Raw genomic sequence first — 25622 nt, 5'->3', positions numbered from 1 at the left:
CCCGATGAACATTCTTTTTGTCCATAACAATTTTCCGGCCCAATACCGGCATCTCGCTCGGGCGCTTTCGGAAAACCAGGACCACACCGTGGTGGCCGTCGGTTCGACCACCGCCAAGGCGACGCCTGGCGTGCGACTGCTGAAATATTCGAGCCCGATATCGGATCCGACGCTGGTGCATCCGTTCGCGCGGCGTTTCGATCTCGAATGTCGTCGCGCCGAGGAGGTCCTCTATATTCTTTCCTCTCTCGCCGGTCAGGGATTCGTGCCGGACCTGATCTTTGCCCATCCCGGATGGGGCGAGACACTGCCGCTGCGAACGATGTTCCCGAAGGCGCGCATCGTGCTGTATTGCGAATTCTTCTACGCGGCCGAAGGCCGCGACGTTGGTTTCGATCCGGAGTTTCCCTCGACAGGATTGGACGGTCATGTCGCCCTCCACCTGAAGAACGCCAGTTCGCTCCTGGCGTTGGCCGAATGCGATGCGGGCGTATCGCCAACGCCGTGGCAGAAATCGACCTTTCCGAGTGAGTTCCAGAGCAAGATCCAAGTGGTTCACGAAGGTGTCGACGTGGACGAGGCGAAGCCGGATCCTGACGCCACACTGCTGCTGCCGAACGGTCTCTGGCTATCGCCGAATGATGAGGTCATTACCTACGTGTCGCGCAATCTCGAGCCGCTGCGGGGATTCCACATCTTCATGCGCTCGCTCCCCCGAATCCTGCAGGCGCGACCGAATGCGCAGGTTCTGATCGTGGGCGGCAGCGGAACTTCATATGGTGCGCAGCCGCCAAAAGGCACGACATGGAAGTCGAAGTTCCTCGACGAGGTTCGCCCGGAGATCGATCTGCGCCGCGTCCATTTCCTCGGTCAGATCCCACGTGATCAGTACCTGCAGGTTCTGCAGGTTTCGTCGGTGCATGTTTACCTGACGTATCCCTTCGTGCTGTCCTGGTCATGCCTCGAGGCGATGAGCGCGGGCTGTGTCGTTGTCGCATCAGATACGCCGCCGCTTCGCGATGTGATCTCGCCTGAGACTGGCATCCTGGTCCCGTTCTTTGATATTGATGCGTTGTCCGAGAAGGTCATCTCGGTCCTGTCACGTCCCAGATCGTTCCAGAACATGCGCGCCAAGGCTCGGCTCTTCGTCGAAGAGAACTATGATGCTCTGCGGGTGTGCCTGCCTGAAATGCTGAAGCTCGTTCACTGAGAGCATCCCGCTTGAGCTCGACGCCTGTTGTGATCGCTGTCGCCCAGCGCAAGGGCGGGGTCGGCAAAACGACCTTGGCTGTCCTGCTGGCGGCCGAGATCGATCGACGAACGCGATCCGTCGGACTGATCGATGCGGACTCGCAAGCCTCGGCGTGTCACTGGGCAGAGCTCGGGCATTTGTCTTTTCCGGTGTATCAACTCGATCCGGAAACACGCCCCGTGGGGGAGTGGGTCAAGCTGGTCAGACAGATCGACCATCCGATCCTCGTGATCGACGCTGCTCCGAACGACCGCGTCCTCGGGGCGGTGCTCGCGCTGTCGCACATGGTACTGGTGCCGTGTACCCCGTCCGGCCTGGACATCGAGGCGACGGCAAGAACACTCGGAATCGTGCGGCGTGTACGTGTCAGCCGGCGCGCCACGCTGCGAGTTCTGCTCGTCCCAAATCGAGTCGACCGGAGAACCTTGGAAGGCCAGCAGCTCGTCGCCGAGCTGCAGGAGTTTGGTGAAGAGATTGCCCCCATGGTCGGCAGCCGTTCTGCCTTCATTCGTGCCTTCTCGCTTGGCCAGGCGATGCCCGACGTGGCTGCCGGATCGCCCGCGGACCATGAAATCAGGGTGCTTGCCGACATCGTCATGCGCAAATGCGGAATAGCCCTCAAGTCCAAGCGCGGCCGCTGACCGGGATCGCAGTCCGTCTGTCGGTTTACGCTTGATTGACCAAAGCCGAAAGAAATCGGCTGCGGTTTCACCGCGTCATGCCGGCTCCGCGCCTGAAAATTCGTCGTCCAATCAGCGCCAAGCGCACAATTCGGCCGTTCCTGCCTATTTTCGCTGCCGGCGAAGGCGAACGCGTCGCGCTGCCGTGTCTGCCGCGCCTAAATGGTTAACGAGCCGCTCGTCGCCGGCGGGCGAATTGAGACAAATACGCCTTCTGCTTTCCGTCAAAGCTCAAAACATTTCCCGTACGTCTGCCAGGGTACGACGGGGAGTTGATGGATGTACAAGTTCAGTAAAGCGCTGGCGGCCTTGGTTGCGATCGTTGCCTTTGGCCTCAATCAGAGCCCGGCTCACGCTGGCCTGATCGGATCACCGCTGGCGTTGCGTGGGATCGTGGAGAAGATTCGTTTCAGCGAGCCGACGCTCGCGCCGATGGCCTACACGATGTTCTGCATGCGCTATTCGGATGAGTGCGCCAACCGGCCGCGAATGATCTTCCGCGGGGGAGCCACGCGCCTGACCAAGGACCGTTTGGCGCAGCTGGTCGAGGTGAACGCGCAGGTCAATCGCCAGATCGTTCCGCAGCGGAATGAGCGCGGGCTTGCCGGCGAGGAATGGCTCATCGGTCCGGCGCGTGGCGATTGCAATGACTACGCCGTGACCAAGCGCCACGAACTGCTGGTGCGCGGCTGGCCGATGCGCAACCTGCTGCTGAGCGAAGTCGTGACCTCTTGGGGTGAACACCACCTGGTCCTGGTCGTCCGCGTGAAGGAGGGCGACCTGGTACTCGACAATCTGAACGCCCAAATCCGCAGCTGGTCGAAGTCAAATTACCGCTGGGTTCGATCGCAGACGCCGGCCAATCCGAACCACTGGGCGGCTGTTGCTCAGATCGGTGCCTGACGGCGCAATTTGCTTCGTCTTCTGCTGGACGACCTCGCATTTTCTCAATCAAACGTTGGAACCTCCGGGGCGAACTGGCATTTCTAGGCCTCGTCTGGTCACGGAGGTTCTCATGACGTCTGCAAGGCTGGCGGTCGTAGCGGCGATTGTGGCACTGACTTTTCAGCCAGCTCTGGCGCAAAACGGGCGGACCTCAAACGGACAGTCCGGAGCGCGCTATACGATCGATGGTCCCGGTGGTGGCGTCCCCACCGCAAAGCCCCCCGCAACCCAGCCGGTGCCAGCGGCTACGTCGCTTTATCCTTATGCGGGCCGCGGGCGAGGAGCGGCGCCTCTGACCGGCCAGACCACCAACGTTCCGAATACGACGTCACGTTGACGATCCGCCGCTCCATGCTCGAATGTTGAACGCGCCGGACGCGCTGACACAAGCTGCAGCGGGGACCCGCGCCCGCCTCGCATCGGCAGCAGCGCATCGTTGTGTTGATTGCCAAAATCTGCATAAAATCCGACCGTCGGATCACGCAAATCTCGTTTCAGCGAAGTCAATTGTTTGATGTCGTCAGGGCCCTTGGAGCGGTCGGTCAAGGATCTCACATCCGCGCATCCGGAGGTGGAATTCGCGCTGGTCCTGGCGCGAACCATCGATGCGGTCAGTGCCGATCCCGAACAGCTGCGCAGCGCAGTGTACGAGCTTGCGCGCCACAAGCTCCAGGAGCTTGCGACCGAGGATCCGTCGGAAAAGCAGCGGCTGATGAAGGCGCTCGAGGTCGCCATCGAAGGTGTCGAGGCCCATACCCAAAACAATGGCCCAGCAAAGCTTCCGCCGCCGTCGAACGTGCGGGCTGTTCAAATCGTACATGACGGAGTGCTGGGCGGACCGGAACGCTCGGGACCGCTTCGCGGCGATCCCATTGCGCACACGATATGGCCAGACCCGAACGGAGCGACCGCGCCGCCGCGTCGACGGCGTGCGTGGTCCTCATCGGTGCCGCTGCGCTTCCTGGTCATGCTGGGCATCCTTGGCGCGGCTGTCACGCTCATAGCGCTGCAGAGGCGAGACGCGTTCTCGTCGCTGCGGACGAACGTTGCCGGACTGCTGTCCGGGCGGCAGGCAGCTCCCGTCGAAGCGGTCAAGCCGCCGGCGGCCACCCTCGCCGTCCCAGCCACTCCCGAGCCCCAGATGGAGCCAAAACGACCGCTGCCGACCGCTTACGGCGTCTACGCCGAGGTCGCGGATAAGCTCTTCGAACTCGAAATTCTTCAAGGCCGCGCGCCGGATCCTCGTGTCGCGATCTCTGCCGCGATCACGAAGCCGAGCACCACGGTGCTTCCAGATGGGCATGTTAAGTTTATCGTTTTTCGGCGGGAGAGCGGTGCGGCGGCTTCTGACCCGATCGAGGTCCGGATCATTGCGCGCGTCAATCAGGTGACGACTTTCGACGCGTCCGGCAAGCCGCTTCTGGCTGCGGCTTCGTCGGAGGAGAAGACCTGGGTGATGCGCAATGTGTCGATTCCGTTTCGAGCGGCGCCCCTGAAGGAGGATCCGCAGATGATCGAGGTGCAGCCTCGAGAACCCGATGCTCCCTTGCCTCCTGGCCGCTACGCGCTTGTACTCAAGACCCAAGCCTTCGATTTCACGGTTGAGGGAACGGTCACGGACCGGCGGCAATGCATGCAGCGTCTGTCAGCTGCGAATGGCACTTTCTATTCGGAATGTGAAAAGCCCTAGCTCGACGCGTGCTGCTGGCCGATCTGCGCTGATGGCATCTGAGTGTGGTCTGGAGGCCAAAGGCCGATCGACAGAGGCAACCCTGACAATACGCGTTTTGCTCAAGGATCTCTCATTCGTCGTGAGTGACGGCGAGCACAGTCCCGCGGCCAGCGATCCATCATTCTCCCCCGCAACGGAGGAGGTGATCCATGTTGTTGTGTCTCGGTCTGGTGCTTGCCGCGGTGGTGCTGTTCTTTCTGTTTCTGCCGATCACGGATCGCAGGACGGTGTTCATGAAGCTCGGCATCATGATGGCGGCCGTCATTCTGTTCGCCGTGGCTGCTGTGATCCCGCGAGCGGCCGAGCCGGCGTCGGTGTCGGCGCAGGTCGTCCGGGTCTCTCACAACTAATCGTAACGGGACTTGGTCGTGTAGCGGCATGCCGGCAAGGCTTCGGATCACGCGGCTTCGTGATTGGCAGTGGCGGCGTCCTCGTGTAGCACCGGATGGAAAGCCACGCTGTATCGGAGGCTCCTGATGCCCGCTCTTGCTCATGCGCTGCTCGTCGCCCTGAAGGATCATGGCGCGCGCGAGATCTTCGGCATCCCCGGCGATTTCGTTCTGCCGCTGTTCAGGGTCATCGAGGAGAGCAACATCCTGCCGAGCGTCACGCTCAGCCATGAGCCGGCGGTCGGCTTCGCGGCGGATGCGGCCGCGCGCTATCATGGCGGGCTCGGTGTCGCCGTCGTGACCTATGGCGCGGGTGCCTTCAATGTCGTCAACGCGGTCGCCGGCGCCTATGCCGAGCGCTCGCCGGTTGTCGTGATCGCCGGTGCGCCCGGCGCGCGCGAGCGCCTTTCCGGCTTCCTGCTGCATCATCAGGCCCGCACCGTCGACACCCAGCTTGCGGTCTTCAAGGAGATCACCTGCGACCAGGCCGTGCTGTCGGATCCCGCGACGGCACCTGCCCAGATCGCCCGCGTGCTGCGCAGCGCCAGGGAGATGTCGCTGCCGGTCTATCTGGAATTCCCGCGCGACATGGTCGATGCCGAGGTCGAGGCGGTGGTGCCGCTGCCGCCGCGAACGGCGAACCGGGAGGCGCTCGACGAATGCGTCGACGAGATCCTCGCGCGCATTGCACAAGCGCAGCGTCCCGTGATCGTCGTGGATGTTGAGATCCGTCGCTACGGCGTCGAGGACCAGATCGCCGCACTTGCCCGCAAGCTTGGCCTGCCGCTGGTCACGACCTTCATGGGGCGTGGTCTGCTAGACAACGCGGACGATGTCGTCGCCGGAACCTACCTCGGCGCTGCCGGCAATCCCGCGATCACGCAACTGGTCGAGGAGGCGGACCTCGTGCTGATGCTGGGCGTCATCCTGTCCGACACCAATTTCGCGCTATCGAACCGCGCGCCGGATCCGCGCCGCATGATCCTGGCATCCAGCCGCGAGGTGCAGATCGGACACCATGCCTATCGCGACATGCCGCTCCGCGACCTGATCGATGCGCTTGCGCAGCGTGCCGCGCCGCGGGCCGCTCAGCCCGGAACGCCGCGGCAGCGCTCTTCCTATCCGCGCCGACTGAGCTCCGATGATCAGCCGATCGCGCCTTCGGATATCGCGACCGCGATCAACGACATGTTCGACCGCCACGGCCGGATGCCGATGACCTCCGATATCGGCGACTGCCTGTTCACGGCGATGGAGATCGACAACACCGCGCTGGCGGCGCCCGGCTATTACGCCGGGATGGGATTCGGTGTGCCGGCCGGGATCGGCGTGGCCGCGACTGGCCTGCGGCCGTTGATCCTGGTCGGCGACGGCGCCTTCCAGATGACCGGCTGGGAGCTCGGCAATTGCCGCCGCTACGGGCTCGATCCGATCGTCGTGCTGTTCAACAATTGCAGCTGGGAGATGCTGCGCGTGTTCCAGCCGGAATCGCGCTTCAACGATCTCGACGACTGGCATTATGCCGACGTCGCCAACGCGATCGGCGGCGCCGGCGAGCGCGTCGCCACTCGCGCCGCGCTCGTCGCGGCATTGGAGCGCGCGGTGCAGCGGCGTGGACAATTTTCGCTGGTCGAAGTGATGCTGCCGCGGGGCAAGACATCTGACACGCTGGCGCGCTTTGTCGCCGGATTCAAATCGGCGCGCGAACGGATGGCCAAGGCGTGAACCAAATGACTGATCGGGAGACTGTCAGACGCCGATCGGCGCCTGTCGGTCCATTGGTCTATGGGCCAGCCTTTTCGTGGTTGGCGAGGCCGATCGCCTTATAGTCATAGGTGGGATAGAACTCCGTGCGGTAGACACCCCAAGCCGTGGTCTCGAAAATGCGATTGATCTCGCGCAGGCGCGAGGCCGGCAGGCGCAGCGTCACGACCTGGCCGACACCCATCATCACGTACCAGCTCACCACCTCGATCCCCGGCGGCGGGAAAGCCTTGTAGAAGCCCTGGCGTTCGAGTTGCGCATTCAGCTCGCTGAGCGGCCGGGACTGATCGTGCTTGAGGAAGACGGTCAGCAGCACGGCGTTATCAGGCGTCGGGGCGGCCGTGGTCGCCTCAGGCGCGGTCTGCGCCTTGCTCCCCGAACTCGTCAGCGCGGCGCATCCCACGGCCAGCGCCACCAGAATCATCCTGCCCGCCTTCATGTCAGCCTCCGTCACCGCGCCGCTCGACAACCTCATTCGCATTATCGACGGTATCATATGCAGTCAATTCACTCTGCTGCGAAGGCGACCACACCCGGCCGGGTTGCTGCGAGAGTGCCCTGCCATTCGCTTTCGAGAGGCGGCTGCTCGGACGCGCGATGGTCGCCAGACGGTCGTCGTGGCATCAGCAATAGCGCCCATCATGGTTGCGATCGAGAGTCGGCTGACGCTCTTGCGAGCAACGAAACCGCGCCTGCCGCCGGCTGACTAGCCGGTCGCCGAGCGCAGCGCCGTCTTGATGGCGTCCCGACCCTTCCACGCGAAGTAGGTCAGGCGGTCGCCGAGCGAGCGGTGACTGCGCAGGCGGTTGGAGCCGAGCACGTGGCCGACCTCGTCAGGGAAGCGCTTGATCTCGGCCTGCACCATATTGTCGGTGTTGCTCATGATCGCGTTCAGGCGCTGGCCCCACTCCGACTCTTCGATCCGGTCGATGCGAACCTGGATCGCATATTCGATGTCGTAGATGCTGGTCAGGATTTCCTTGGCCGTCACCACACGGTTGTTCTTCAGGGCGACTCGCAGCGCGAGGCGCTTGTCCTCCAGCTGGTCGAGCACCATCGGAACAGTCATGGCGTAGGGCGCGGTGATGACGTCGGAGACATTCTTGGAGCGTGCCGCCTTGGTCGCCAGCCGCATCACCTGCCACGGCTCCTTCAGCCGCTTGGCGACCAGCGTCAGCGCGAAGGGCACGGCTTCCGGCTCCTTCTTGCGCAGGCCATCGAGCAGCAGCACCATCTTCTTGACCTGCGGATCGTCGAACTCCGCAATGCGGTCCGGCAGCGAGTCGGCGAACTTCGCGAGCTCCTCGCGGGCGCGCAGCGCCTTCATCAGCTTGACCACATCATCGAACACCGACGGAGACGCGGTGTAGGCCTTGAGCTTGCTTCGGACCTGCTCGATGCCGTCGGCGCGCGCCAACGTGCCTTCGAGCGACTTCGTCACCTTGGTCTGGAAGGCGCTCGCCACCTGGCGGATCTCGCGCTGCTTGTCGGCCGCAATCAGATCCTTCATCTGCGCGTTATAGTCGCGCGCCATCGTCGGCAGCAGATCGCGCGAGATCCATTCCCAGATCGGCGTCAGCGAGCCGCGCGCGATGCGCCCCTCATTGGCATGTTCCGGCGAGCCGTCGATGAGCAACTGCTCGACGGGCATGAAGAAGTAGCGTGACGGATTGATCGTACGATTGCCGCTGGCGCCGCTATTGCGAATCTCGGCGCGAAGCCGCGCCTGCAGGTCGGCCGAGCCGGGCATGTCGATTCCGCTGAGCTCAAGCCGCTCGAGTTCGCTGAGCAAACAGCTCCGCGTCAACGGCGACAACCGCTGCAGGAATTCCCAGATCCGGTCGACGGGTCCCATTGTCGTGTCTGGCTACCAGCTCAAGATTTCAGCTGCTCGTCTCTCGGACGAGAACGGGCCGCATCGAACCACGAAACAGTTGGTGCGGGATTAATTTCGGTAAACAATCGTCGCAATGCACGACGAAGTTCTTTGCTCGCGCTTGGATCGAGGGCGGGAATTGACTTGCCAAGCCACGCGTTAATCCTCTCAATTTGCAACCCTGGCGAGAAAATAGCGACAGCCGCGCGAGTTGGCAGCGATATCCCGTACTGTTACGGGGCCTGATATTAACCATGTTAAAGCCGCGGCTGCGCCATGATCGCGCAATGGCACAGCTCAGCAACAGCTATTCTGACGATTGCGCCGGCCCGCCGGCCGACCCGAAGGTTAACGACCGCAGCCTCACGCTTGGCCGCGAAGGCACGCTGGCGGCGGAGCGTTCTGACCATCAGGACGCGTTGAGCTTGGCGCACCAGCTCAACGGCTCGCTGACGGCGCTGATGCTCTACATGCGCGAGATCAAGCAGCGCAGCGACGAGATCGCGCGGAGCCCCGGCGAGCGTCGGCACGTCCAGATGGTGGTCGACAACGCGCTGCTGCAGACCGAACGCGTCTGTGCCCTCGTCGGCAGGATGGCCGGCGCACAGGCGCGACTGGGTCCTGTCTCTTCCGCGGTCACGGCCCGCGAGCAGGAGGCTGCTCCGGTTCACGCATTGGTACGCTCTGGCGGCTCCAGCAAATCGCTGACTCCTCGGGAACGCGAGGTTCTCAAGCTGATCAGTGAAGGCCATTCGAACAAGGAAGGCGCCCTGCGGATGGGTATCAGCCCGCGCACTTTCGAGAGCCATCGTGCCGAGGCGATGCGTAAGCTCGGAGCGCGCAACACGGCCGAACTGGTCCGCGCAGCGCTTTTGAGTCAGATGTGAGCGAACTCCGGCGCACCCATCGCTGTGGGCGCGCTCCGGCCTGAGCTGAGAGAAGAATCGCGTCGCTGTGCGAGGCGTCCGATCCGATTGATAGAAGCGGACGGGTTCAGACGCCTGCCGACGGAGTGTCAGAAATAGTCCTCTGCGAAAGGACGTACCCGAGAGGCCGGCCGCAGCGGCGCCTGGGCCTTGGGAGGGGTGGGGACGATGGTAATCGTCCAACGCGGTGGAACGCTTGCTTCCTTTTCCATGACCGAGCGGACATGGCCGGTGATGGTTGCTCCGCCGGATTTCACGGTCGCAGTCCGGCCGTTGAACTGCGCAATTCGGAAACGCCTGACTTCCTTCTGGTCGGCGGTTTCAAATGTAAACATGGGACACATCTCCTATGTGACCCCAAGTCTCGCAGCTCATGATTAGTTGATTGTGAAAATCGGGAGCCGTAGAAGTACGGCGTCAACCCATTGGTAGGGATTATGAAATTCGCCTCGCGCGAATCTCGTTCGTGAACGTCTCGTTGGTGTTTCGATGGGCTCGGCTGGCGGTGAAGTGCTGCGTCACTCGGCCTGCTCACGCAAGACGCCGACGTGGCGCAGCTTCACTGTCGCAACCTCAGTATTGCAGCTCTTGAGCCCGGGCGGCCGTATAGGCGGCGTCGATATTGTCGAGCAACTCGTTGTATTCCGCCGAGGACAGCCGCGGGGCGCTCCTCTCGAGCGCGAGCGCATAGGTCGCCAGCCGTCGATAGCCGAAGGTGCCGGCCGCGCTCTTGAGCGAATGGGCCTCGCGGCCGATCTTGACGCGCTCGCCGTCGAGCGACAGTTTGCGGAACAGCTTCAGCCGCGCGTCGGTTTCGCTGAAGAACACCTCGCGGATCTCCTGCGCAGCCGCGTCGCCGATCTCGCCAACCAGCTCCGCATAAGCCTCGCGGTCCAGGGCCGGCTCGGGGGCGACCTCCGATTCCGCGGAGATATCGACGGCTCTGACGTCCTGCTCGGTCGGCGCCAGCGGCGCGACATCCGATGCCACCATCTCCATGACCGGCGCGGGCGCGGGCAGCACACGCAGAATAGCTTCCACCAGCGCCTTCTTGCGCGCGGGCTTGACCACGAAATCGTTCATCCCCGCTTCACGGCAGGCGCGGATGTCCTCCATGAAGGCGTTCGCGGTGAAGGCGATGATCGGCACGTTGGAGCGGCGCTCGCCGCGCGCGCGAATGGTTCGCGTCGCCTGGAAGCCGTCCATCTCCGGCATGCGCACATCCATCAGGATGAGATCATAGTTGAACCGGCTGGCGGCGGTGACGGCCTCGGCGCCGTCGCAGGCGGTGTCGGTCTGGATGTCGAAATCCTTCAGCATCTTTGTCGCGACCAGCCGGTTGGTCGGATTGTCGTCGACGACAAGCACGCGCAGCGGACGGCCGAACGCGGCGATCCGGCTCTGCAACATCGCGTAGATGCTGTCGTCGTTCTGCTCGGGTACCGCGACGGCCTCGGCGATCGGCAAGGTCAGGCGGAACGAGAACGTGGACCCCTTGCCCAGCGTCGAGGTGACGTTGATCTCGCCTCCCATCTGCTCGGTCAGCCGCTTGCAGATCGCAAGTCCCAGCCCCGAGCCGCCGAAGCGCCGGCTGATCGAATTGTCGGCCTGCACGAAGTTCGCAAACAGCGAGCCGATCTTGTCTGCGGCGATGCCGATGCCGGTATCGGTCACCGTCCATTCGACGGTGGCCTTCGCCTGGTCCTTCTCGATGCAGCGCGTGGTGATCACCACTTCGCCGGCGGAGGTGAACTTGACCGCATTGGAGACGAGATTGAGCAGGATCTGGCGGATGCGGCCGGCGTCGCCGACGAGCGCCGGCGGCACGGCCGGGTCGCTGACGTTTCTCAGCTTCAGATCCTTGGCGGACGCGCGCGGCCCGATGATGCTCAGCGTATTGTGAACCAGCGCTTCGGCGGAGAACGCGATGTCCTCGAGTGAGAGCTGGCCGGATTCGAGCTTGGAGAAATCGAGAATATCGTTGAGAATCTCGAGCAGATTGTCGCCGGCATTATGGATCGCGACCACCGAGCGGCGCTGCTCGGGATCGAGATTGGTCTCGAGCAAGGTCGTGGCGAGGCCGAGCACCGCGTTCATCGGCGTCCGGATCTCGTGGCTCATCATCGCGACGAAGGTCGACTTCGCCGCGTTTGCAGCCTCGGCCGCCTCGATCAGGTGCTCATGGCGCTGCCACCAGCGCGAGATCAGCACCGCGGCGGCCACCACGGCCAGGGCGCTCACCATCGAGACGATCACCAGCAGCGTCGCCATCCCGCGCCATGCCGTCAGGACATGCTGCTCCGGCACCGACACCACGATCATGGCGGGGTAGTTGGGAAGCATCTTCGCGGCCCGCAGACGCATCTCGCCGCTGCGCGCCGACGGCTCGCGCAGCACCCCGCCGGCGGACAGAGCACGCTGTCCGAAGCCGGAGGTCGGCTTGCCGATCTCGCTGGTTGGCGGGAAATGCGCGAGCAGCGTGCCGTCCTCGCGGATCAGCGACACCGCGGCCTCGAGGCCGAGCGAGGTCGAGCCGAAGAAGTTCTCCAGATAGGGCACGGACATCGCGCCGAGCATCAGGCCCATGAACTCGCCCTTGGCATCGTTCAGCCTGCGGGCGAAGTAGATGTTCCAGGTGCCGTCGCCGCGATTCTGCACCGGCGTGCTGAGGACCGTCTGCATGGCGGGATCGGCCTTGAGCGCCTTGAAATAGTCGCGGTCCGAGACATTCACGTCCGGGATCGGCCAGAAACGGGAGAAGTTGAGGAGCTTGCCCCGGGCGTCGATCAGCGTCACCGCATCGATCTGCGGCAGCCCGGCGATCTTCTCCTTGAGCAGCAAATGTGTCTGATAGTCCGAGGCGATCTTGCGGTAACCATCGCCATCGATGGCACCGCCGCGCGCCAGATAGTCACGCACGGTCGTGAGAACGAGGTCGACGGATTTCACCGAGCGGTCGGCGTTCTCGGCCAGCGTGAGGCTGTGGCGGCTGAGATCTTCCTCGGCATGCTGAAGCGCGTTCTCGCGCAGGTTGGTGAGGAAGAACAGGTTGCTGCCGGCAATGACGCAGATCAGGATGAGCGCGATCGCAGCAGGCGCTTTCAGAAAACGCTTCTTGTTGTTCATCGTTTGCTACCAGCCCGTTGCTTTCACCAGCCTCTGGCTGTCGGCACCGTTTGCGATTTGCTTCAGAGTCTGGCGCAGCAGCGTCAGATTGATCGGCTTGGAGAAGGGCGGATACACGTGCAGCTCGAGGAAATTCCCGATGCGGACCGACGCGTCCAGCGCATCGTCCTCGGACGCACTGATGATCAGCACGGGCCCGCGGAACTTCAGCTTGGAGAGGCAGTCGAGGACCTCGGTGCCGGAGCGCTCCCCGAGCGACAGGTCCAGCGTAACGCAGTCGAAGTGCCTGTCTTGCAAAATGGCGCAAGCTGCATCGACCGAACTGACACCCGTCGTCATGAAGCCGGCCTGGGTGGCGATCTTACGCAGGATGGAGAGATGCACGTCGGCATCTTCGATTACGAGGAGCTCGTTGCGCATGAAGTCCCTGTCCCGTTACCGGCCCGGCGCGGTCGTCGGTGAGCAGCCTTCTGTCTAATGGCCGGCTCTGACCCCCTCGTAAATTTTGGTTTCCGTACAACTACGGATGGAGAGCCCCCGATACGCTGACCGGTCGTCCAGCAGAGGCCGGGCAGGCTCCTGCCGACAAGAAAACGGCCGGACGCGCGTCCGGCCGCCGCGCAAGGAATGTCTGGAGAAAGCTATTCGGCGGGGCCGAAGACCGCTTCCATCTTGGTCTTGAGGGTTGCCGCGTTGAACGGCTTCACGATGTAGTTGCTCACGCCGGCCTTCTTGGCGGCGATGACGTTCTCGGTCTTCGATTCCGCCGTGATCATGATGAACGGCGTCTTCGACAGCTCCGGACTTGCCCGGACCTCGCGCAGCAGGTCGTAGCCGGTCATCGGCTCCATGTTCCAGTCGGAGATCACCAGACCATATTTCTTCGCCTGCATCTTGGCGAGCGCGGCCGATCCATCGCTGGCGTCGTCGACGTTCTCGAATCCGAGCTGCTTCAGCAGGTTGCGGATGATCCGAATCATAGTGGCATAGTCATCGACCACCAGGATCGGCATCGACAGATCAAAGGCCATGTCATTACTCCGCGCGTTTCGTCAAAAGCCGAACACGGGCGAGATATATCAGCACGAAGATTATTCGACGCTTCTTGGAACTCGCGCTCGTCAGCACGTCGACAATTATCAGCGCCCGTTGAACAGCGCGTTAATTCCGCCCTGGGCAACGACACGGATCATGCCGTGGCCCGTAGTTATACGGGCCTCTCGCCGCAGGCAGCTGATGCAATCTCTCGTCGGGGTTGCAGCCCTGCTCAGGGCAGGCTGCGCGGGCGGACGAGCTTTTCGTAGTGTCCCCGGACGGCGCCGTAGCATTCGCAAGCCGTCTTCTTCAGGCCTTCCAGGTCCATGATCTCGATATGGCCCCGGCTGTAATGGATGAAGTCGGCCTGCTGCAGCGTGCTCGCGACCAGTGACACGCTGTTTCGCCGTGCGCCGATCATCTGCGCCAGGGATTCCTGCGTGATATAGAGCTTGTTGCCGCCAGAGAGGTCATGCGTCTGCAGAAGGCAGCGCGCGAGCCGGGATTCGACCGTGTGGGCGGCGTTGCAACCTGCCGTCTGCTGGCTTTGCACGTAAACGGCGAGTGCGTGCCGCAGCATTTGCGAACGGAAGGTGGAACTCTGCTCGGCGGCCGCCCGGACCCGATCGATATCGACGATGGAAGCCGAGCCCGGCACGAGAACGGCAGCGCTGTTCAATACGATCGGGTCGCCGCCGGCGAGCAGAGACATGCTGCCGAAGAAGCTGTCCCGTCCGATCATCGCGACCTGCACGCGTTCGCCGCGCGCGAGATTGACGACGAGCGAGATGACGCCGCGGTGAGGGAAGTAGATGCGAGGCAGCTTCTCCCCGGCCTCGGCAAGCACGGAGTCTTGCACGAGATCGACCGTCCGCAGGTAGGGGCGGACCAGCTCGAAGTCATCATCGGAAAGCGACGACAGGAAGCCGTTCGGAGAACGCAAGCTGGGGTCCAAAGCCATCTCCTGCATTGCAGTAACGCAGCCTCTCGGATCTCAATGCACTCACGGTTCCATAGAACTGCGTCACACCTGCTGACAAGAAAAATAACAGGGAAGATTCCCAGTCACATTCATTGGTTCCTGTTGTGCTCGTTGTTGTGCAGACACGCAGTTGTGCACCGGTCGTGCGGACGCCGAACCTCAGCACGACGTCCTCAGGTTCTTGCACGCAGACTGTATACAAGTGCGTTCTTAGAGAGGTGAAAAGCTCCAGGGTGCAACGACATCGAAGGCACGCTGCGATCTTCCCGCTGGTCCGCTGGCGTCAGAGCTCAATGTCGTCGTAATGGCGGCTATCATTGACAGCCGACATCTTGAAGCCAAAATCGCTAATAACCGCGCTGATTCGTTGACGGATACTTTGCCGCCGGGATGCAACTCTTGTTGCGAAGAGGTGGCATCAATCCGCCTCCGACAGCCATAACGGTGCGCTGTGATCGTCAAGCAAGGTGATCAGACTTCAAGCGTGGTAATCGGGCTAATGTCGCATCCAGCTGCAGCGTACGCGATGCTCAGCAAAGACGCTGAACACAATGAAGTCAGTGATCGATGACGCAAGCGATCACGACGGCGTTGCGCACCTCAAGAACATTCGTCGACAGGCGTGACCCGGCACCACCGGCGTGTCTCTTCCAACAGGTATCTCAGGACTCATGGCGCTTCCTCATCATCACGATGCCGACCCGTCGTCACTCAAAGCGGTTGCAGAGCCGTCGACGCAAGACGTGAATCCGGGCTTGGCGATCGTTGGACAAGTCGCCGGTGGCCTGCTGCACGACTTCAACAACATCCTCACCGTCATCACCGGCACCATCGACATTCTCGCCGAAGCCGTCGAAGACCGTCCCGAGCTCGCGGCTGTCGCTCGCCTGATCGACGAAGCGGCGACCCGCGGCGCACGACTGACGTCACAACTGTTGTCATTCGCGCGCGGGCGGCCGCCGCGTCCTTGCGCCGTAGGGCTGGCCGAACTGTTGACCGATGTCGGCCGGCTGCTCCGGCCGACTCTCGGAACGGACGTCGAGATCACGACGACGGTGGACTCGAACGTGCCCGCCGTGTTCGTCGATCCCGGTCAACTGATGGCTGCGCTGCTCTGCCTTGGAATCGCTGCGCGCAACGGCATGAAAAGCGGGGGCAGGATCGACATCGCGGCAATGAGACAGGGCTCGCCGGCCGAAGATGTTTCCGATCGCGATGTGATGATCGTGCTCCGGGCGTCGGCGCATGACGAAGAGGTGTTGCGGACGGGTTCTGTTTTTCAGGACATCCGAATGGTGGAGGATTTCGTCAGGCGTTCGAACGGACGCCTCGCGCTGCCGGAGTCGCGGGACCAGGCGGCGACCGTCGAGATCGTTCTTCCCTGCGCGGCGCACGATCCCGCCTGATCGGCTTGCCTTCCGCCTCATAGTTAGCGCGTTGCTAATGATGGAACCGGCGCCCTCTTGCGCGGCCGCGCTCGCCGTGCTGTTTCCGCGCGATTTTGGCGGATTCTCTTGCAATTAACGGAATTGATTAGCGGCCAATTAGGATTAACGGCGCTCGCCGAACCCGCCCGCCGGCATTCCCGGCCTAGTTTAACGAACGGGTAGGATACCGAGGACCAGTCTGCCCCATCGCCGACAGAACGGTTCGGCGAACACTCATGTTCATCCAGAAGGGAATGACAATGTCAGGTATCGTACTCTCTGCGTCGGTTCGCCAGAACCTGCTCTCGCTCCAGTCGACGGCTCAGCTCCTCGCCACCACGCAGAACAACCTCTCCACGGGCAAGAAGGTCAACTCGGCGCTCGACAATCCGACCAACTTCTTCACCGCCCAGGGCCTCGACAACCGCGCTTCCGACATCTCCAATCTGCTCGATGGCATCGGCAACGGCGTGCAGGTGCTGCAGGCCGCCAACACCGGTATCACCTCGCTGCAGAAGCTCGTCGACAGCGCCAAGTCGATCGCCAACCAGGTTCTGCAGAGCGCGGTGGGCTACTCCACCAAGTCGAGCGTGACCTCGGCGGCTCTGAGCGGCGCAACGGCCACCGATCTGCTGGGTTCCAGCTCGACGGCGGTGACCGGCTCTGTCGTGCAGAACGACGCGACGACCTCGTCGGCGATCACCGGTTCGACCAAGCTGTCGGGCACCTCGGGCTCGTCGTCGAACGACCTGGCCACCGGCATCACCTCCGGTGAGACGCTGGTCGTCAACGGCACGACCTTCACCTTCGTGACCGGCACGTCCTCCTCGGGCACCAACATCGGCATCGGCGACACCGTCAGCAACCTGCTGTCGACGATCCAGACGGCGACCGGCGTGACCGGCTCGGTCTCCGCGGGCGCGATCACCCTGACGCCTCCGGCGGCAGGATTGACGCTCTCGGGCAGCAGCGGCACCTTGGCCAAGCTCGGATTGAGCGCGGTGGGTGACGGCCTGTCGGGACAGACGCTGACAGTCGGCGCCACAGCAGGTGGCACGGCGACCAGCATCACGTTCGGACTAGGGACAGGGCAGGTCAAGTCGCTGAACGACCTCAACGCGAAGCTCGCAGCCAACAATCTGCAGGCGACGGTCGACTCGTCCACCGGCAAGATCACCATCACCACCACGAACGACGCGGCTTCGGCCACGATCGGCACGATCGGTGGTACGGCGGCGGCCTCCAGCCAGTCCTTCAACGGCCTGACTGCGGCGGCTCCGGTGGCGGACTCGACCGCGCAGACGCAGCGGGCGAACCTGGTCTCGCAGTACAACAACGTGCTCGCGCAGATCAACACGACCGCAGCCGACTCGTCGTTCAACGGCATCAACCTGCTGAACGGCGACACGCTGAAGCTGACCTTCAACGAGACCGGCAAGTCGACGCTGTCGATCACTGGTGTCACGTTCAACTCGGCGGGCCTCGGCCTCTCGACGCTGACCTCGGGCACCGACTTCCTCGACAACAACTCGGCGAACAAGGTCATCAAGGTACTCAACACCGCGAGCTCGACGCTGCGGGACGAGGCCTCGACGCTGGGTTCGAACCTCTCGGTCGTGCAGGTCCGTCAGGACTTCAACAAGAATCTGATCAACGTGCTGCAGACCGGCTCGTCGAACCTGACGCTCGCCGACACCAACGAGGAAGCGGCCAACAGCCAGGCGCTGTCGACCCGCCAGTCGATCGCTGTGTCCGCGCTGTCGCTCGCCAACCAGTCGCAGGCCAGCGTGCTGCAGCTGCTGCGCTAAGGCTCCGGCGACATCAACACCATCGAAGGCGGCGGGGCTGGTCCCCGCCGTTTTCGGCTAGAAGATCCGGGATCACGCCGGTCTCGTTCGAAGTCGAGGCCTCTCGCGAGCAGGCGTGGGATGCGAGCGCGAAGACGGCCTCATCTCGACTGACGCCGTCCACCGGCGGTGCGGCTCCCGAAAGGAGACTGCCGAGAGGAGACCAGGGCCATGCCCCTGCGGGTCGAGCTGAAGCCGTTCGAGCGGATCGTGATCGGCGACACCGTCATCGTCAATTCCAACACGCGTGCCCGCTTCATCGTCGAAGGCGATGTTCCGATCCTGCGCGAGCGCGATACGGTCACTGCCGAAACCGCGGATACGCCGGCGAAACGCCTCTATCTCTGCGTCCAGACCATGTATCTGAAGAACGACGCGATCCGCTATCGCGCGTCCTATCTGGCCTGCATGAATGAGCTACGCGAGGCGACGCCCGCCGTCGCAAGCCTGGCCGAGGCCGTGGACCGCCATGTCGCGGCCGGGGCGCTCTACAAGGCCTTGAAGGAGATCCGGGCGCTGATCCAGTGCGAAAGCCCGGCCATCGCCCCCGCCGAGGTGGGGCCCTGACCTGCGCGCGGCCTGCCGCCGATCTGCTTGGATCGCGGATCCAGACCGCGGTTCCGTATTAGCACGGACATTAAAATTAACGGGACGGATAAAAGCCAGGCCTAACGATCGCAGCAAGGAAAGTCCGTCGAGCCGAGCGACGGGCGGATTCGATCCGCGCGTCTTGGTGAAGCCACCGGACCGACCATCGCTCTGACAGGATCAGCGGTCGCCTGCGATCGCAACGCCACCTCTTGGAAGGCCAGTTTCATGGATGATCTGTTGCGTGAGTTCCTGACGGAGACCAGCGAGAGCCTGGATACCGTCGACAATCAGTTGGTGCGGTTCGAGCAGGAGCCGAACAACGCCAAGATCCTGGATAACATCTTCCGGCTGGTGCACACGATCAAGGGGACCTGCGGCTTCCTGGGCCTGCCGCGGCTCGAGGCGCTGGCGCACGCCGCCGAGACCCTGATGGGCAAATTCCGCGACGGCATGCCGGTGACCGGCGAGGCCGTCACGCTGATCCTCACCACCATCGACCGCATCAAGGACCTGCTGGCGCAGCTCGAAGCCAATGAGTCCGAGCCCGAGGGCGAGGACCGCGACCTGATCAGCGAGCTCGAGGCAATGGTCGAGCGCGGCATGGCGGCGATGTCCGCGTCGGCTGAGCCGATCGCGACAGCCGGCGAGGCCGCGCCGCCGCTGGTGCCCGCAGCGCCCGCCGCGCCGCCGCCGGCGCCTGCGGTGACCCAGGGCAAGCTGATCGATCAGACCCTGGAGCGTCCGCTGCGTCCGGGCGAGGTGTCGCTCGACGAGCTCGAGCGCGCCTTCCGCGAGACCGCGATCGAGACCCCGCCCGCGCATGAGAAGGCGCCGGAGCCGAAGCCCGAACCGAAGGCCGCCGAGCCGAAGGCGGCTGCGCCAAAGGCTGAGGCCAAGGCCGAGCCGAAGAAGGCGGCGCGGCCGAAGGCCAATGCCGATGGCGAGGTGCACGAGAACGACAAGGTCGCCAACCAGTCGATCCGCGTCAATGTCGATACGCTCGAGCATCTGATGACGATGGTCTCGGAGCTCGTGCTGACGCGCAACCAGCTCCTGGAGATCGCCCGCCGCAACGAGGACACCGAGTTCAAGGTGCCGCTGCAGCGCCTCTCCAACGTCACCGCCGAGCTGCAGGAGGGCGTCATGAAGACGCGCATGCAGCCGATCGGCAATGCCTGGCAGAAGCTGCCGCGCATCGTCCGCGACCTCGCGACCGAACTCGGCAAGCAGATCGAGCTCGAGATGCACGGCGCCGACACCGAGCTCGACCGCCAGGTGCTCGACCTGATCAAGGACCCGCTCACCCACATGGTGCGCAACTCCGCCGATCACGGCCTCGAGACGATGGCCGAGCGCGCCGCGAGCGGCAAGGCCGAGCAGGGCACCATCCGCCTCTCCGCCTATCATGAAGGCGGCCACATCATCATCTGCATCGCCGACAACGGCCGCGGTCTCAACACCGAGCGCATCAAGGCCAAGGCCCTGGCGAACGGTCTCGTCACCGAGGCCGAGCTCGAGAAGATGACGGAAGCGCAGATCCACAAGTTCATCTTCGAGCCGGGCTTCTCGACGGCGGCCGCCGTCACCTCGGTGTCCGGCCGCGGCGTCGGCATGGACGTGGTGCGCACCAATATCGACCAGATCGGCGGCACCATCGACATCAAGTCGGTCGCCGGCGAGGGCACCTCGGTCACCATCAAGATCCCGCTGACGCTCGCCATCGTCTCGGCGCTGATCGTCGAGGCCGGCGGCGACCGCTTCGCGATCCCGCAGCTGTCGGTCGTCGAGCTGGTGCGTGCGCGCGCCAACTCCGAGCACCGCATCGAGCGCATCAAGGACACGGCCGTCTTGCGCCTGCGCAACAAGCTCTTGCCGCTGATGCACCTGAAGAAGCTGCTCAAGATCGATGACGGCTCGTCGACCGATCCGGAGAACGGCTTCATCGTGGTGACGCAGGTCGGCAACCAGACCTTCGGCATCGTGGTCGACTGCGTGTTCCACACCGAGGAAATCGTGGTCAAGCCGATGTCGACCAAGCTGCGTCACATCGACATGTTCTCGGGCAACACCATCCTGGGCGACGGCGCTGTGATCATGATCATCGATCCGAACGGCATCGCCAAGGCGCTCGGCGCCGCCGGCACCGCCTCGCAGGCGGTGGCCGACGAGCATGCCTCGCATCACATCATCGGCGGCGAGCAGCTCACCTCGCTCCTGGTGTTCCGCGCCGGCACGGCGCAGCCCAAGGCGGTGCCGCTGGCGCTGGTCACGCGTCTCGAGGAGATCGCGGCCGACAAGATCGAGATCAGTAACGGCCGCTACATGGTGCAGTACCGCGATCAGCTGATGCCGCTGGTGCAGATGGAAGGCGTGTCGGTGCAGACCACGGGATCGCAGCCGATCCTGGTGTTCGCCGACGAGACCCGCGCGATGGGCCTCGTGGTCGACGAGATCATCGACATCGTCGAGGAGCGGCTCAACATCCAGGTGTCCGGCGCCAAGGACGGCATCCTCGGCTCGGCCGTGATCAAGGGCCAGGCCACCGAGGTGATCGACGTCGGCCACTTCCTGCCGATGGCCTTCGCCGACTGGTTCATCCGCAAGGAGATGGCCACCGAAGCGCAGACGCAGTCGGTGCTGCTGGTCGACGACTCGCCGTTCTTCCGCAACATGCTGGCGCCGGTGCTGAAGTCGGCCGGCTACAAGGTGCGCACCGCGGCCTCCGCGATCGAGGGCCTCGCGACGCTGCGCTCCGGGCACACCTTCGACATCGTCGTCACCGACATCGAGATGCCGGAGATGAACGGCTTCGAGTTCGCCGAGACCATCCGCGCCGACCAGAACCTGCATCACCTGCCGGTCATCGCAGTGTCGTCGCTGGTGTCGCCGGCGGCGATCGAGCGCGGCCGTCAGGCCGGTCTCTATGACTACATCGCCAAGTTCGACCGTCCCGGTCTGATCGCGGCGATGAAGGAGCAGATCGAGGAACGGGCGCGTGCCGAAGCCAATCGGCGGGCAGCGTAATACGGAGACGATACGATGAGCAGCAAGATCGAAACCACTGACGGCGCGGCCTCCGAATTCGTCACCGCGATGATCGGTGGCCAGCTGTTCGGCCTGCCGATCTCGCGGGTGCAGGACGTGTTCATGCCGGAGCGGGTGACGCGCGTGCCGCTGTCGTCGGCCGAGATCGCCGGCGTCCTGAATCTGCGCGGCCGCATCGTCACCGTCGTCGACATGCGCGCGCGGCTCGGCCTTGCCAAGGCCGAGGATGGCAAGCCGCCGATGGCGGTCGGCGTCGATCTGCGCGGCGAGTCCTACGGCCTGCTGATCGACCAGATCGGCGAGGTGTTGCGGCTGCCCGAAGCGGGCCGGGAGGACAACCCCGTCAACCTCGATCCGCGCATGGCGAAGTTTGCGGGCGGCGTGCACCGCCTCGATGGCCAGCTGATGGTCATCCTCGATGTCGATCGCGTGCTCGAACTTCTGCCGAAGGCGGCGATCGCCGCTTAGCCCGTCAACCGTCTCATAGGAGAGACAACGATGAAAACATGTCTGGTCGTGGATGACTCCAGCGTCGTACGCAAGATCGCGCGACGTATTCTGGAGGAACTCGGTTTCTCCGTCGTCGAGGCGGAAGACGGTGAGCAGGCCTTGGAACTTTGCACCAAGAGCCTTCCCGATGCCATCCTGCTCGACTGGAACATGCCGGTGATGGACGGCTACGACTTCCTCGGGCGGCTGCGACGGCTGCCGGGTGGCGACGGCCCGAAGGTGGTGTTCTGCACCACGGAGAATGACATCGACCACATCTCGCGTGCGCTGAACGCGGGCGCCAATGAGTACATCATGAAGCCGTTCGACAAGGAAATTGTCGCCGCGAAATTCCAGGAAGTCGGTCTCATCCAGGCACTGTCAGCCGAATCCGCCTGATCCCTTCCTCTGCCCAGAAGAGGCCGACCGTGAACCAGCCAGATTATGAATTCCTGCGCAAGCTGCTTCGAGACAAGTCAGGTCTCGATCTGTCTGCCGACAAGCAATATCTGATCGAGAGCCGCCTGCTTCCGCTCGCGCGCAAGGCGGGCCTCGCGAGCATCAGCGATCTCGTCCAGAAGCTGAAGGACGGCTCGAGCGCCCTGGTCAGCCAGGTCGTCGAGGCGATGACCACCAACGAGACGTTCTTCTTCCGCGACAAGGTCCCGTTCGATCACTTTCGCGACGTGATCATGCCGGAGCTCCTCAAGGCGCGCGCCAACCGCAAGTCGATCCGCATCTGGTGCGCAGCCTGCTCCACCGGACAGGAGCCGTATTCGCTGGCGATGTCGCTCAAGGAAATGGGCGCAGCGCTCGCCGGATGGCGTGTCGAGATCATTGCCACCGATTTGTCGCAGGAAGTGCTCGAGAAATCGAAGGCGGGCCTCTACAGCCAGTTCGAAGTCCAGCGCGGGCTGCCCATCCAGCTTCTGGTCAAACATTTCAAGCAGGCCGGCGAGCTCTGGCAGATCAACTCTGACGTTCGCGGCATGGTCCAGCATCGTCAGCTCAACCTGCTGCACGATTTCTCGCAACTCGGCACTTTCGACGTCGTCTTCTGCCGCAACGTGCTGATCTATTTCGACCAGGAAACCAAGATCAACATCTTCGGCCGGCTCGCCAAGCAGATGGAGCCGGACGGCTTCCTGGTCCTGGGCGCGGCGGAAACCGTCGTTGGCCTCACCGACGTGTTCAAGCCGCTCACGGACCGTCGCGGCCTGTATCGTCCAAGCGGCGTGGCGTCCACGCTCAAGGCGCCACTTCCCGGCGCGCCACGGGTTGCGGCAGCCGGCAATTAGGTGAGCCGCCTTAGCGCGGGAGCAGGACGCAAAGATGTCTGACGAGAACAAAGGTACGGAGCGCGTCACCTTCAGTCGGGGCTACGATGTCTGCATCATGGGCATCGACGGCACCTGGCGGCGGGATTGTCAGCTCAATGCCATCTCCGACAACGACGCGGTTCTGACCGTTGAGGGATCGATCCAGGGATTGAACCTCAAGGAGTTCTTCCTGCTTCTGTCCTCGACGGGACTGGCCTACAGGCGGTGCGAACTGGTTCGCGTCAACGGTGCTGAGATGGACATCCAGTTCATCAAGGGAAAGAACAAGAAGAAGCGCGGGAGTGCCTCCGCCGGTCAGGAATCCACGGTCGGCTAGGTCGCGGCTTGCAGCCGGGCGGCTTGGCGGCCGCCCGCGCGGAGCGGGTCGCCGCGGCGTGAGGTTGGCGCGGGAAACACCTAAAATCCTGCGCAAATCTTAAACGAGGCGGCCGTTTTTCGCAGAAGCGCTTTACGTCGCTTCAGGACGAGATGTGTATGACAATGAAGTCAATCAACATTTCCAGGGACGACCAATGTCGGTCATGAGTTCGGAACTTGCGGCCACCCGCCCAGAAGCAGTCGAGGAGGGCGAACGGCGTGCGCTGCAGCTTCTCGTCGTCGACGACGACGCCGCGCAGAGAACGCTGATCTCGCTGGCGGCCAAGCAGGCCGGCCACGCCGTGACCGTGGTGTCCAATTGCAACGACGCGATCCGCGAGGTGCGTAACAAGCGCTTCGATTGCGTGACGCTCGATCTCATGCTCGAGGACGGAGACGGCACGGAGGTTCTCCGCGCCATTGCCGACAGCCGTTTCGCCGGGTCCGTGATCGTGATCAGCGGCATGGATGCGGCGAGGCGAATCGCGGCGAGGCTGTATGCCCGCTCGCTGGGTATCGACCTTCAGAGCTTGCCCAAGCCTGTCGATCTGGCTGCACTCCGCATCTTCCTCGCCAATCTCGGCAAAACCGCGCTGGGGCTGCCCGTGGTTCACACCTGGGGCGGCGTCGCAGCCGATGGTGTTGCAGCCAAGCATCGGTCTTGAGATCTGCGGCTGAAACTCAGACCGATCAGTTCATGCGGTATGCAGGCTTTCGCTTCTCTCCGTGCTGACCAAAACACGGGCAACGCAGATCACCCTCGTGCCGCCTTGTGTCGACTGCCGTGCAGAGGTCGGCGGTAACGCCCGATTGTCCCTGCCGGTCCACACCGACATCTGGCCGACGGCCGGGGGGAGCTCGCGCCGCCATCGCTTGACGTCGATCATGACGGCATCTTCGGCGGTGTGTTTTGCAGGGCAGCATGCGACGGACAACGACTGCCTTGAGATCATGTTCAGATCGTGTTCTCGTGAGGAGGCGAACCGGTCCCGAGCGACTACTTGTGGGTTGAGGGCTTAAGCCGTACAAATACGGGTGCCCAAACTACCTGGCGAGTATGGTATCATAAGACGCGCTTTCATTGTTTCTTCTCTCTTTGCAAGAGCAATCGCCCATGGCCGAACAAACAACTTCCCGCGGTGAGATTTTTGTCGTCGATGACGACCCAGCCGTGCGCGACACCCTCTCGATGGTCTTGTCGGCGGGTGGGTATGAGGTGATCTGCTTTGCGGATGGCGCGGCGCTCCTTGCAGTGGCCCGAAGCCGAACACCTTCCTGCATCCTGCTCGACGTGCACATCCCGGGAAAGTCGGGGCTCGACATCCTCAGGGAACTTCATGGCGAGGACTATCCGGCGCCGATCTTCATGATCTCGGGCCAAGGCGACATCCCGATGGCCGTCAACGCCATCAAGAACGGCGCGCTCGACTTCATCGAGAAGCCGTTTCGCGGCAGTGAAATCGTGGCTCGCTTGAACGAAGCGATCGGCGCGTTCGCGCGCCGTCAGAAGGAGAACGCGTCGCCGAAGATCGGCTCGCTGCATTTTCCCGGTCGCGAGCCACTGACCAGGCGCGAGCGCGAGGTGCTGGAACAATTCACGGCGGGGGCCTCGAACAAGGAGGCCGGACGCACCCTCGGCATCAGTCCACGGACGATCGAGGACCATCGCGCCAACATCATGAAGAAGCTCGGCGCACGCAATGCAGCAGATCTGATTCGTATCGTGATGACGGCGTCGCGCGCCAATTGAAAGGCTGCCGGGTCGCGCACGCGCAGCCTGGCGCGTACTGACGTGCCGGCGTGACGCCGGGTCCAAGCG

Annotated in this window: 24 protein-coding genes; 17 read left to right on the top strand and 7 right to left on the bottom strand. The window is 63.3% G+C overall.

The genetic code is table 11. From position 1 onward, the window contains the following. The first annotated feature begins 4 nt into the window (after positions 1 to 4). The 6 genes from BRADO_RS32585 (at position 5) to ipdC (ending at position 6723) form a co-directional block, all read left to right on the top strand. A complete protein-coding gene (locus BRADO_RS32585; protein WP_041757234.1) occupies positions 5 to 1210 on the top strand; it encodes a glycosyltransferase family 4 protein in 1206 nt (401 codons plus the stop codon). 11 nt (positions 1211 to 1221) lie between these two features. After that, positions 1222 to 1893 carry a ParA family protein gene (locus tag BRADO_RS32580; RefSeq protein ID WP_157872648.1) on the top strand — a complete coding sequence of 224 codons (672 nt, stop codon included), beginning with the start codon at positions 1222 to 1224 and terminating at the stop codon, positions 1891 to 1893. 318 nt (positions 1894 to 2211) lie between these two features. Next, positions 2212 to 2835 carry a transglutaminase-like cysteine peptidase gene (locus BRADO_RS32575; RefSeq protein WP_012030467.1) on the top strand — a complete coding sequence of 208 codons (624 nt, stop codon included), beginning with the start codon at positions 2212 to 2214 and terminating at the stop codon, positions 2833 to 2835. A gap of 613 nt (positions 2836 to 3448) precedes the next feature. Beyond that, positions 3449 to 4567 carry a hypothetical protein gene (locus tag BRADO_RS32570; RefSeq protein ID WP_157872647.1) on the top strand — a complete coding sequence of 373 codons (1119 nt, stop codon included), beginning with the start codon at positions 3449 to 3451 and terminating at the stop codon, positions 4565 to 4567. A 191-nt stretch (positions 4568 to 4758) separates the two neighbouring features. Then, the gene (locus BRADO_RS32565) at positions 4759 to 4959 is read left to right on the top strand and encodes a hypothetical protein (protein ID WP_041757233.1); all 201 of its coding nucleotides are present in this window, start codon (positions 4759 to 4761) and stop codon (positions 4957 to 4959) included. A 126-nt stretch (positions 4960 to 5085) separates the two neighbouring features. After that, on the top strand, positions 5086 to 6723 hold the full coding sequence (gene ipdC / locus BRADO_RS32560) for an indolepyruvate/phenylpyruvate decarboxylase (protein ID WP_012030463.1): 1638 nt from the start codon (positions 5086 to 5088) through the stop codon (positions 6721 to 6723). Positions 6724 to 6781: 58 nt separating this feature from the next. Here ipdC and BRADO_RS32555 read toward each other — a convergent pair whose 3' ends face one another. After that, a complete protein-coding gene (locus BRADO_RS32555) occupies positions 6782 to 7201 on the bottom strand; it encodes a hypothetical protein (RefSeq protein WP_041757937.1) in 420 nt (139 codons plus the stop codon). A 267-nt stretch (positions 7202 to 7468) separates the two neighbouring features. Then, the gene (locus BRADO_RS32550; RefSeq protein ID WP_012030460.1) at positions 7469 to 8617 is read right to left on the bottom strand and encodes a hypothetical protein; all 1149 of its coding nucleotides are present in this window, start codon (positions 8615 to 8617) and stop codon (positions 7469 to 7471) included. 308 nt (positions 8618 to 8925) lie between these two features. Between BRADO_RS32550 and BRADO_RS32545 the strand changes: the two genes are divergently transcribed. Next, positions 8926 to 9525, top strand: coding sequence for a response regulator transcription factor (locus tag BRADO_RS32545; protein ID WP_012030459.1), 600 nt, complete (start codon positions 8926 to 8928; stop codon positions 9523 to 9525). A gap of 128 nt (positions 9526 to 9653) precedes the next feature. Here the strand turns inward: BRADO_RS32545 and BRADO_RS34610 are convergent, their stop codons facing one another. From BRADO_RS34610 to BRADO_RS32525, 5 genes are all read right to left on the bottom strand, one after another. Then, positions 9654 to 9899, bottom strand: a complete 246-nt coding sequence (locus BRADO_RS34610) for a hypothetical protein (protein WP_012030458.1) — start codon at positions 9897 to 9899, stop codon at positions 9654 to 9656. 238 nt (positions 9900 to 10137) lie between these two features. After that, the gene (locus BRADO_RS32540; protein ID WP_012030457.1) at positions 10138 to 12690 is read right to left on the bottom strand and encodes a hybrid sensor histidine kinase/response regulator; all 2553 of its coding nucleotides are present in this window, start codon (positions 12688 to 12690) and stop codon (positions 10138 to 10140) included. Between the two features lie 6 nt (positions 12691 to 12696). Continuing rightward, positions 12697 to 13110 (bottom strand): response regulator, encoded by a 414-nt coding sequence (locus BRADO_RS32535; protein ID WP_012030456.1) that lies wholly within the window; start codon positions 13108 to 13110, stop codon positions 12697 to 12699. Between the two features lie 221 nt (positions 13111 to 13331). Beyond that, complete coding sequence (locus BRADO_RS32530; protein WP_006614400.1) at positions 13332 to 13721, bottom strand: response regulator; 390 nt, start codon at positions 13719 to 13721, stop codon at positions 13332 to 13334. Between the two features lie 236 nt (positions 13722 to 13957). Beyond that, a complete protein-coding gene (locus BRADO_RS32525) occupies positions 13958 to 14680 on the bottom strand; it encodes a Crp/Fnr family transcriptional regulator (RefSeq protein ID WP_012030455.1) in 723 nt (240 codons plus the stop codon). 698 nt (positions 14681 to 15378) lie between these two features. Here BRADO_RS32525 and BRADO_RS32520 point away from each other — a divergent pair. The 10 genes from BRADO_RS32520 to BRADO_RS32475 all read left to right on the top strand — a co-directional run bounded on the left by BRADO_RS32520 (position 15379) and on the right by BRADO_RS32475 (position 25553). After that, positions 15379 to 16113: a histidine kinase dimerization/phospho-acceptor domain-containing protein gene (locus BRADO_RS32520; protein ID WP_041757232.1), complete on the top strand. Its 735-nt coding sequence runs from the start codon at positions 15379 to 15381 to the stop codon at positions 16111 to 16113. 281 nt (positions 16114 to 16394) lie between these two features. Beyond that, a complete protein-coding gene (locus tag BRADO_RS32515; protein WP_041757935.1) occupies positions 16395 to 17942 on the top strand; it encodes a flagellin in 1548 nt (515 codons plus the stop codon). A gap of 210 nt (positions 17943 to 18152) precedes the next feature. Beyond that, complete coding sequence (gene flbT / locus BRADO_RS32510; protein ID WP_041757231.1) at positions 18153 to 18548, top strand: flagellar biosynthesis repressor FlbT; 396 nt, start codon at positions 18153 to 18155, stop codon at positions 18546 to 18548. Positions 18549 to 18797: 249 nt separating this feature from the next. Continuing rightward, positions 18798 to 21596 (top strand): hybrid sensor histidine kinase/response regulator, encoded by a 2799-nt coding sequence (locus BRADO_RS32505; protein WP_012030451.1) that lies wholly within the window; start codon positions 18798 to 18800, stop codon positions 21594 to 21596. Between the two features lie 15 nt (positions 21597 to 21611). After that, positions 21612 to 22085, top strand: a complete 474-nt coding sequence (locus BRADO_RS32500) for a chemotaxis protein CheW (protein WP_012030450.1) — start codon at positions 21612 to 21614, stop codon at positions 22083 to 22085. 30 nt (positions 22086 to 22115) lie between these two features. Continuing rightward, positions 22116 to 22505: a PleD family two-component system response regulator gene (locus BRADO_RS32495; protein ID WP_012030449.1), complete on the top strand. Its 390-nt coding sequence runs from the start codon at positions 22116 to 22118 to the stop codon at positions 22503 to 22505. A 29-nt stretch (positions 22506 to 22534) separates the two neighbouring features. Beyond that, complete coding sequence (locus BRADO_RS32490; RefSeq protein WP_012030448.1) at positions 22535 to 23404, top strand: protein-glutamate O-methyltransferase CheR; 870 nt, start codon at positions 22535 to 22537, stop codon at positions 23402 to 23404. Between the two features lie 34 nt (positions 23405 to 23438). After that, a complete protein-coding gene (locus BRADO_RS32485) occupies positions 23439 to 23762 on the top strand; it encodes a hypothetical protein (RefSeq protein WP_012030447.1) in 324 nt (107 codons plus the stop codon). A 196-nt stretch (positions 23763 to 23958) separates the two neighbouring features. Then, positions 23959 to 24468 (top strand): response regulator, encoded by a 510-nt coding sequence (locus BRADO_RS32480; protein WP_012030446.1) that lies wholly within the window; start codon positions 23959 to 23961, stop codon positions 24466 to 24468. A gap of 449 nt (positions 24469 to 24917) precedes the next feature. Continuing rightward, positions 24918 to 25553: a response regulator transcription factor gene (locus tag BRADO_RS32475; protein WP_006612093.1), complete on the top strand. Its 636-nt coding sequence runs from the start codon at positions 24918 to 24920 to the stop codon at positions 25551 to 25553. The last annotated feature ends 69 nt before the right edge of the window (positions 25554 to 25622 follow it).

Source organism: Bradyrhizobium sp. ORS 278 (assembly GCF_000026145.1).
Classification (GTDB): Bacteria; Pseudomonadota; Alphaproteobacteria; order Rhizobiales; family Xanthobacteraceae; genus Bradyrhizobium.
Note: the sequence above shows the minus strand (reverse complement) of the source record. Positions and strands in the feature narration are given on the sequence as shown.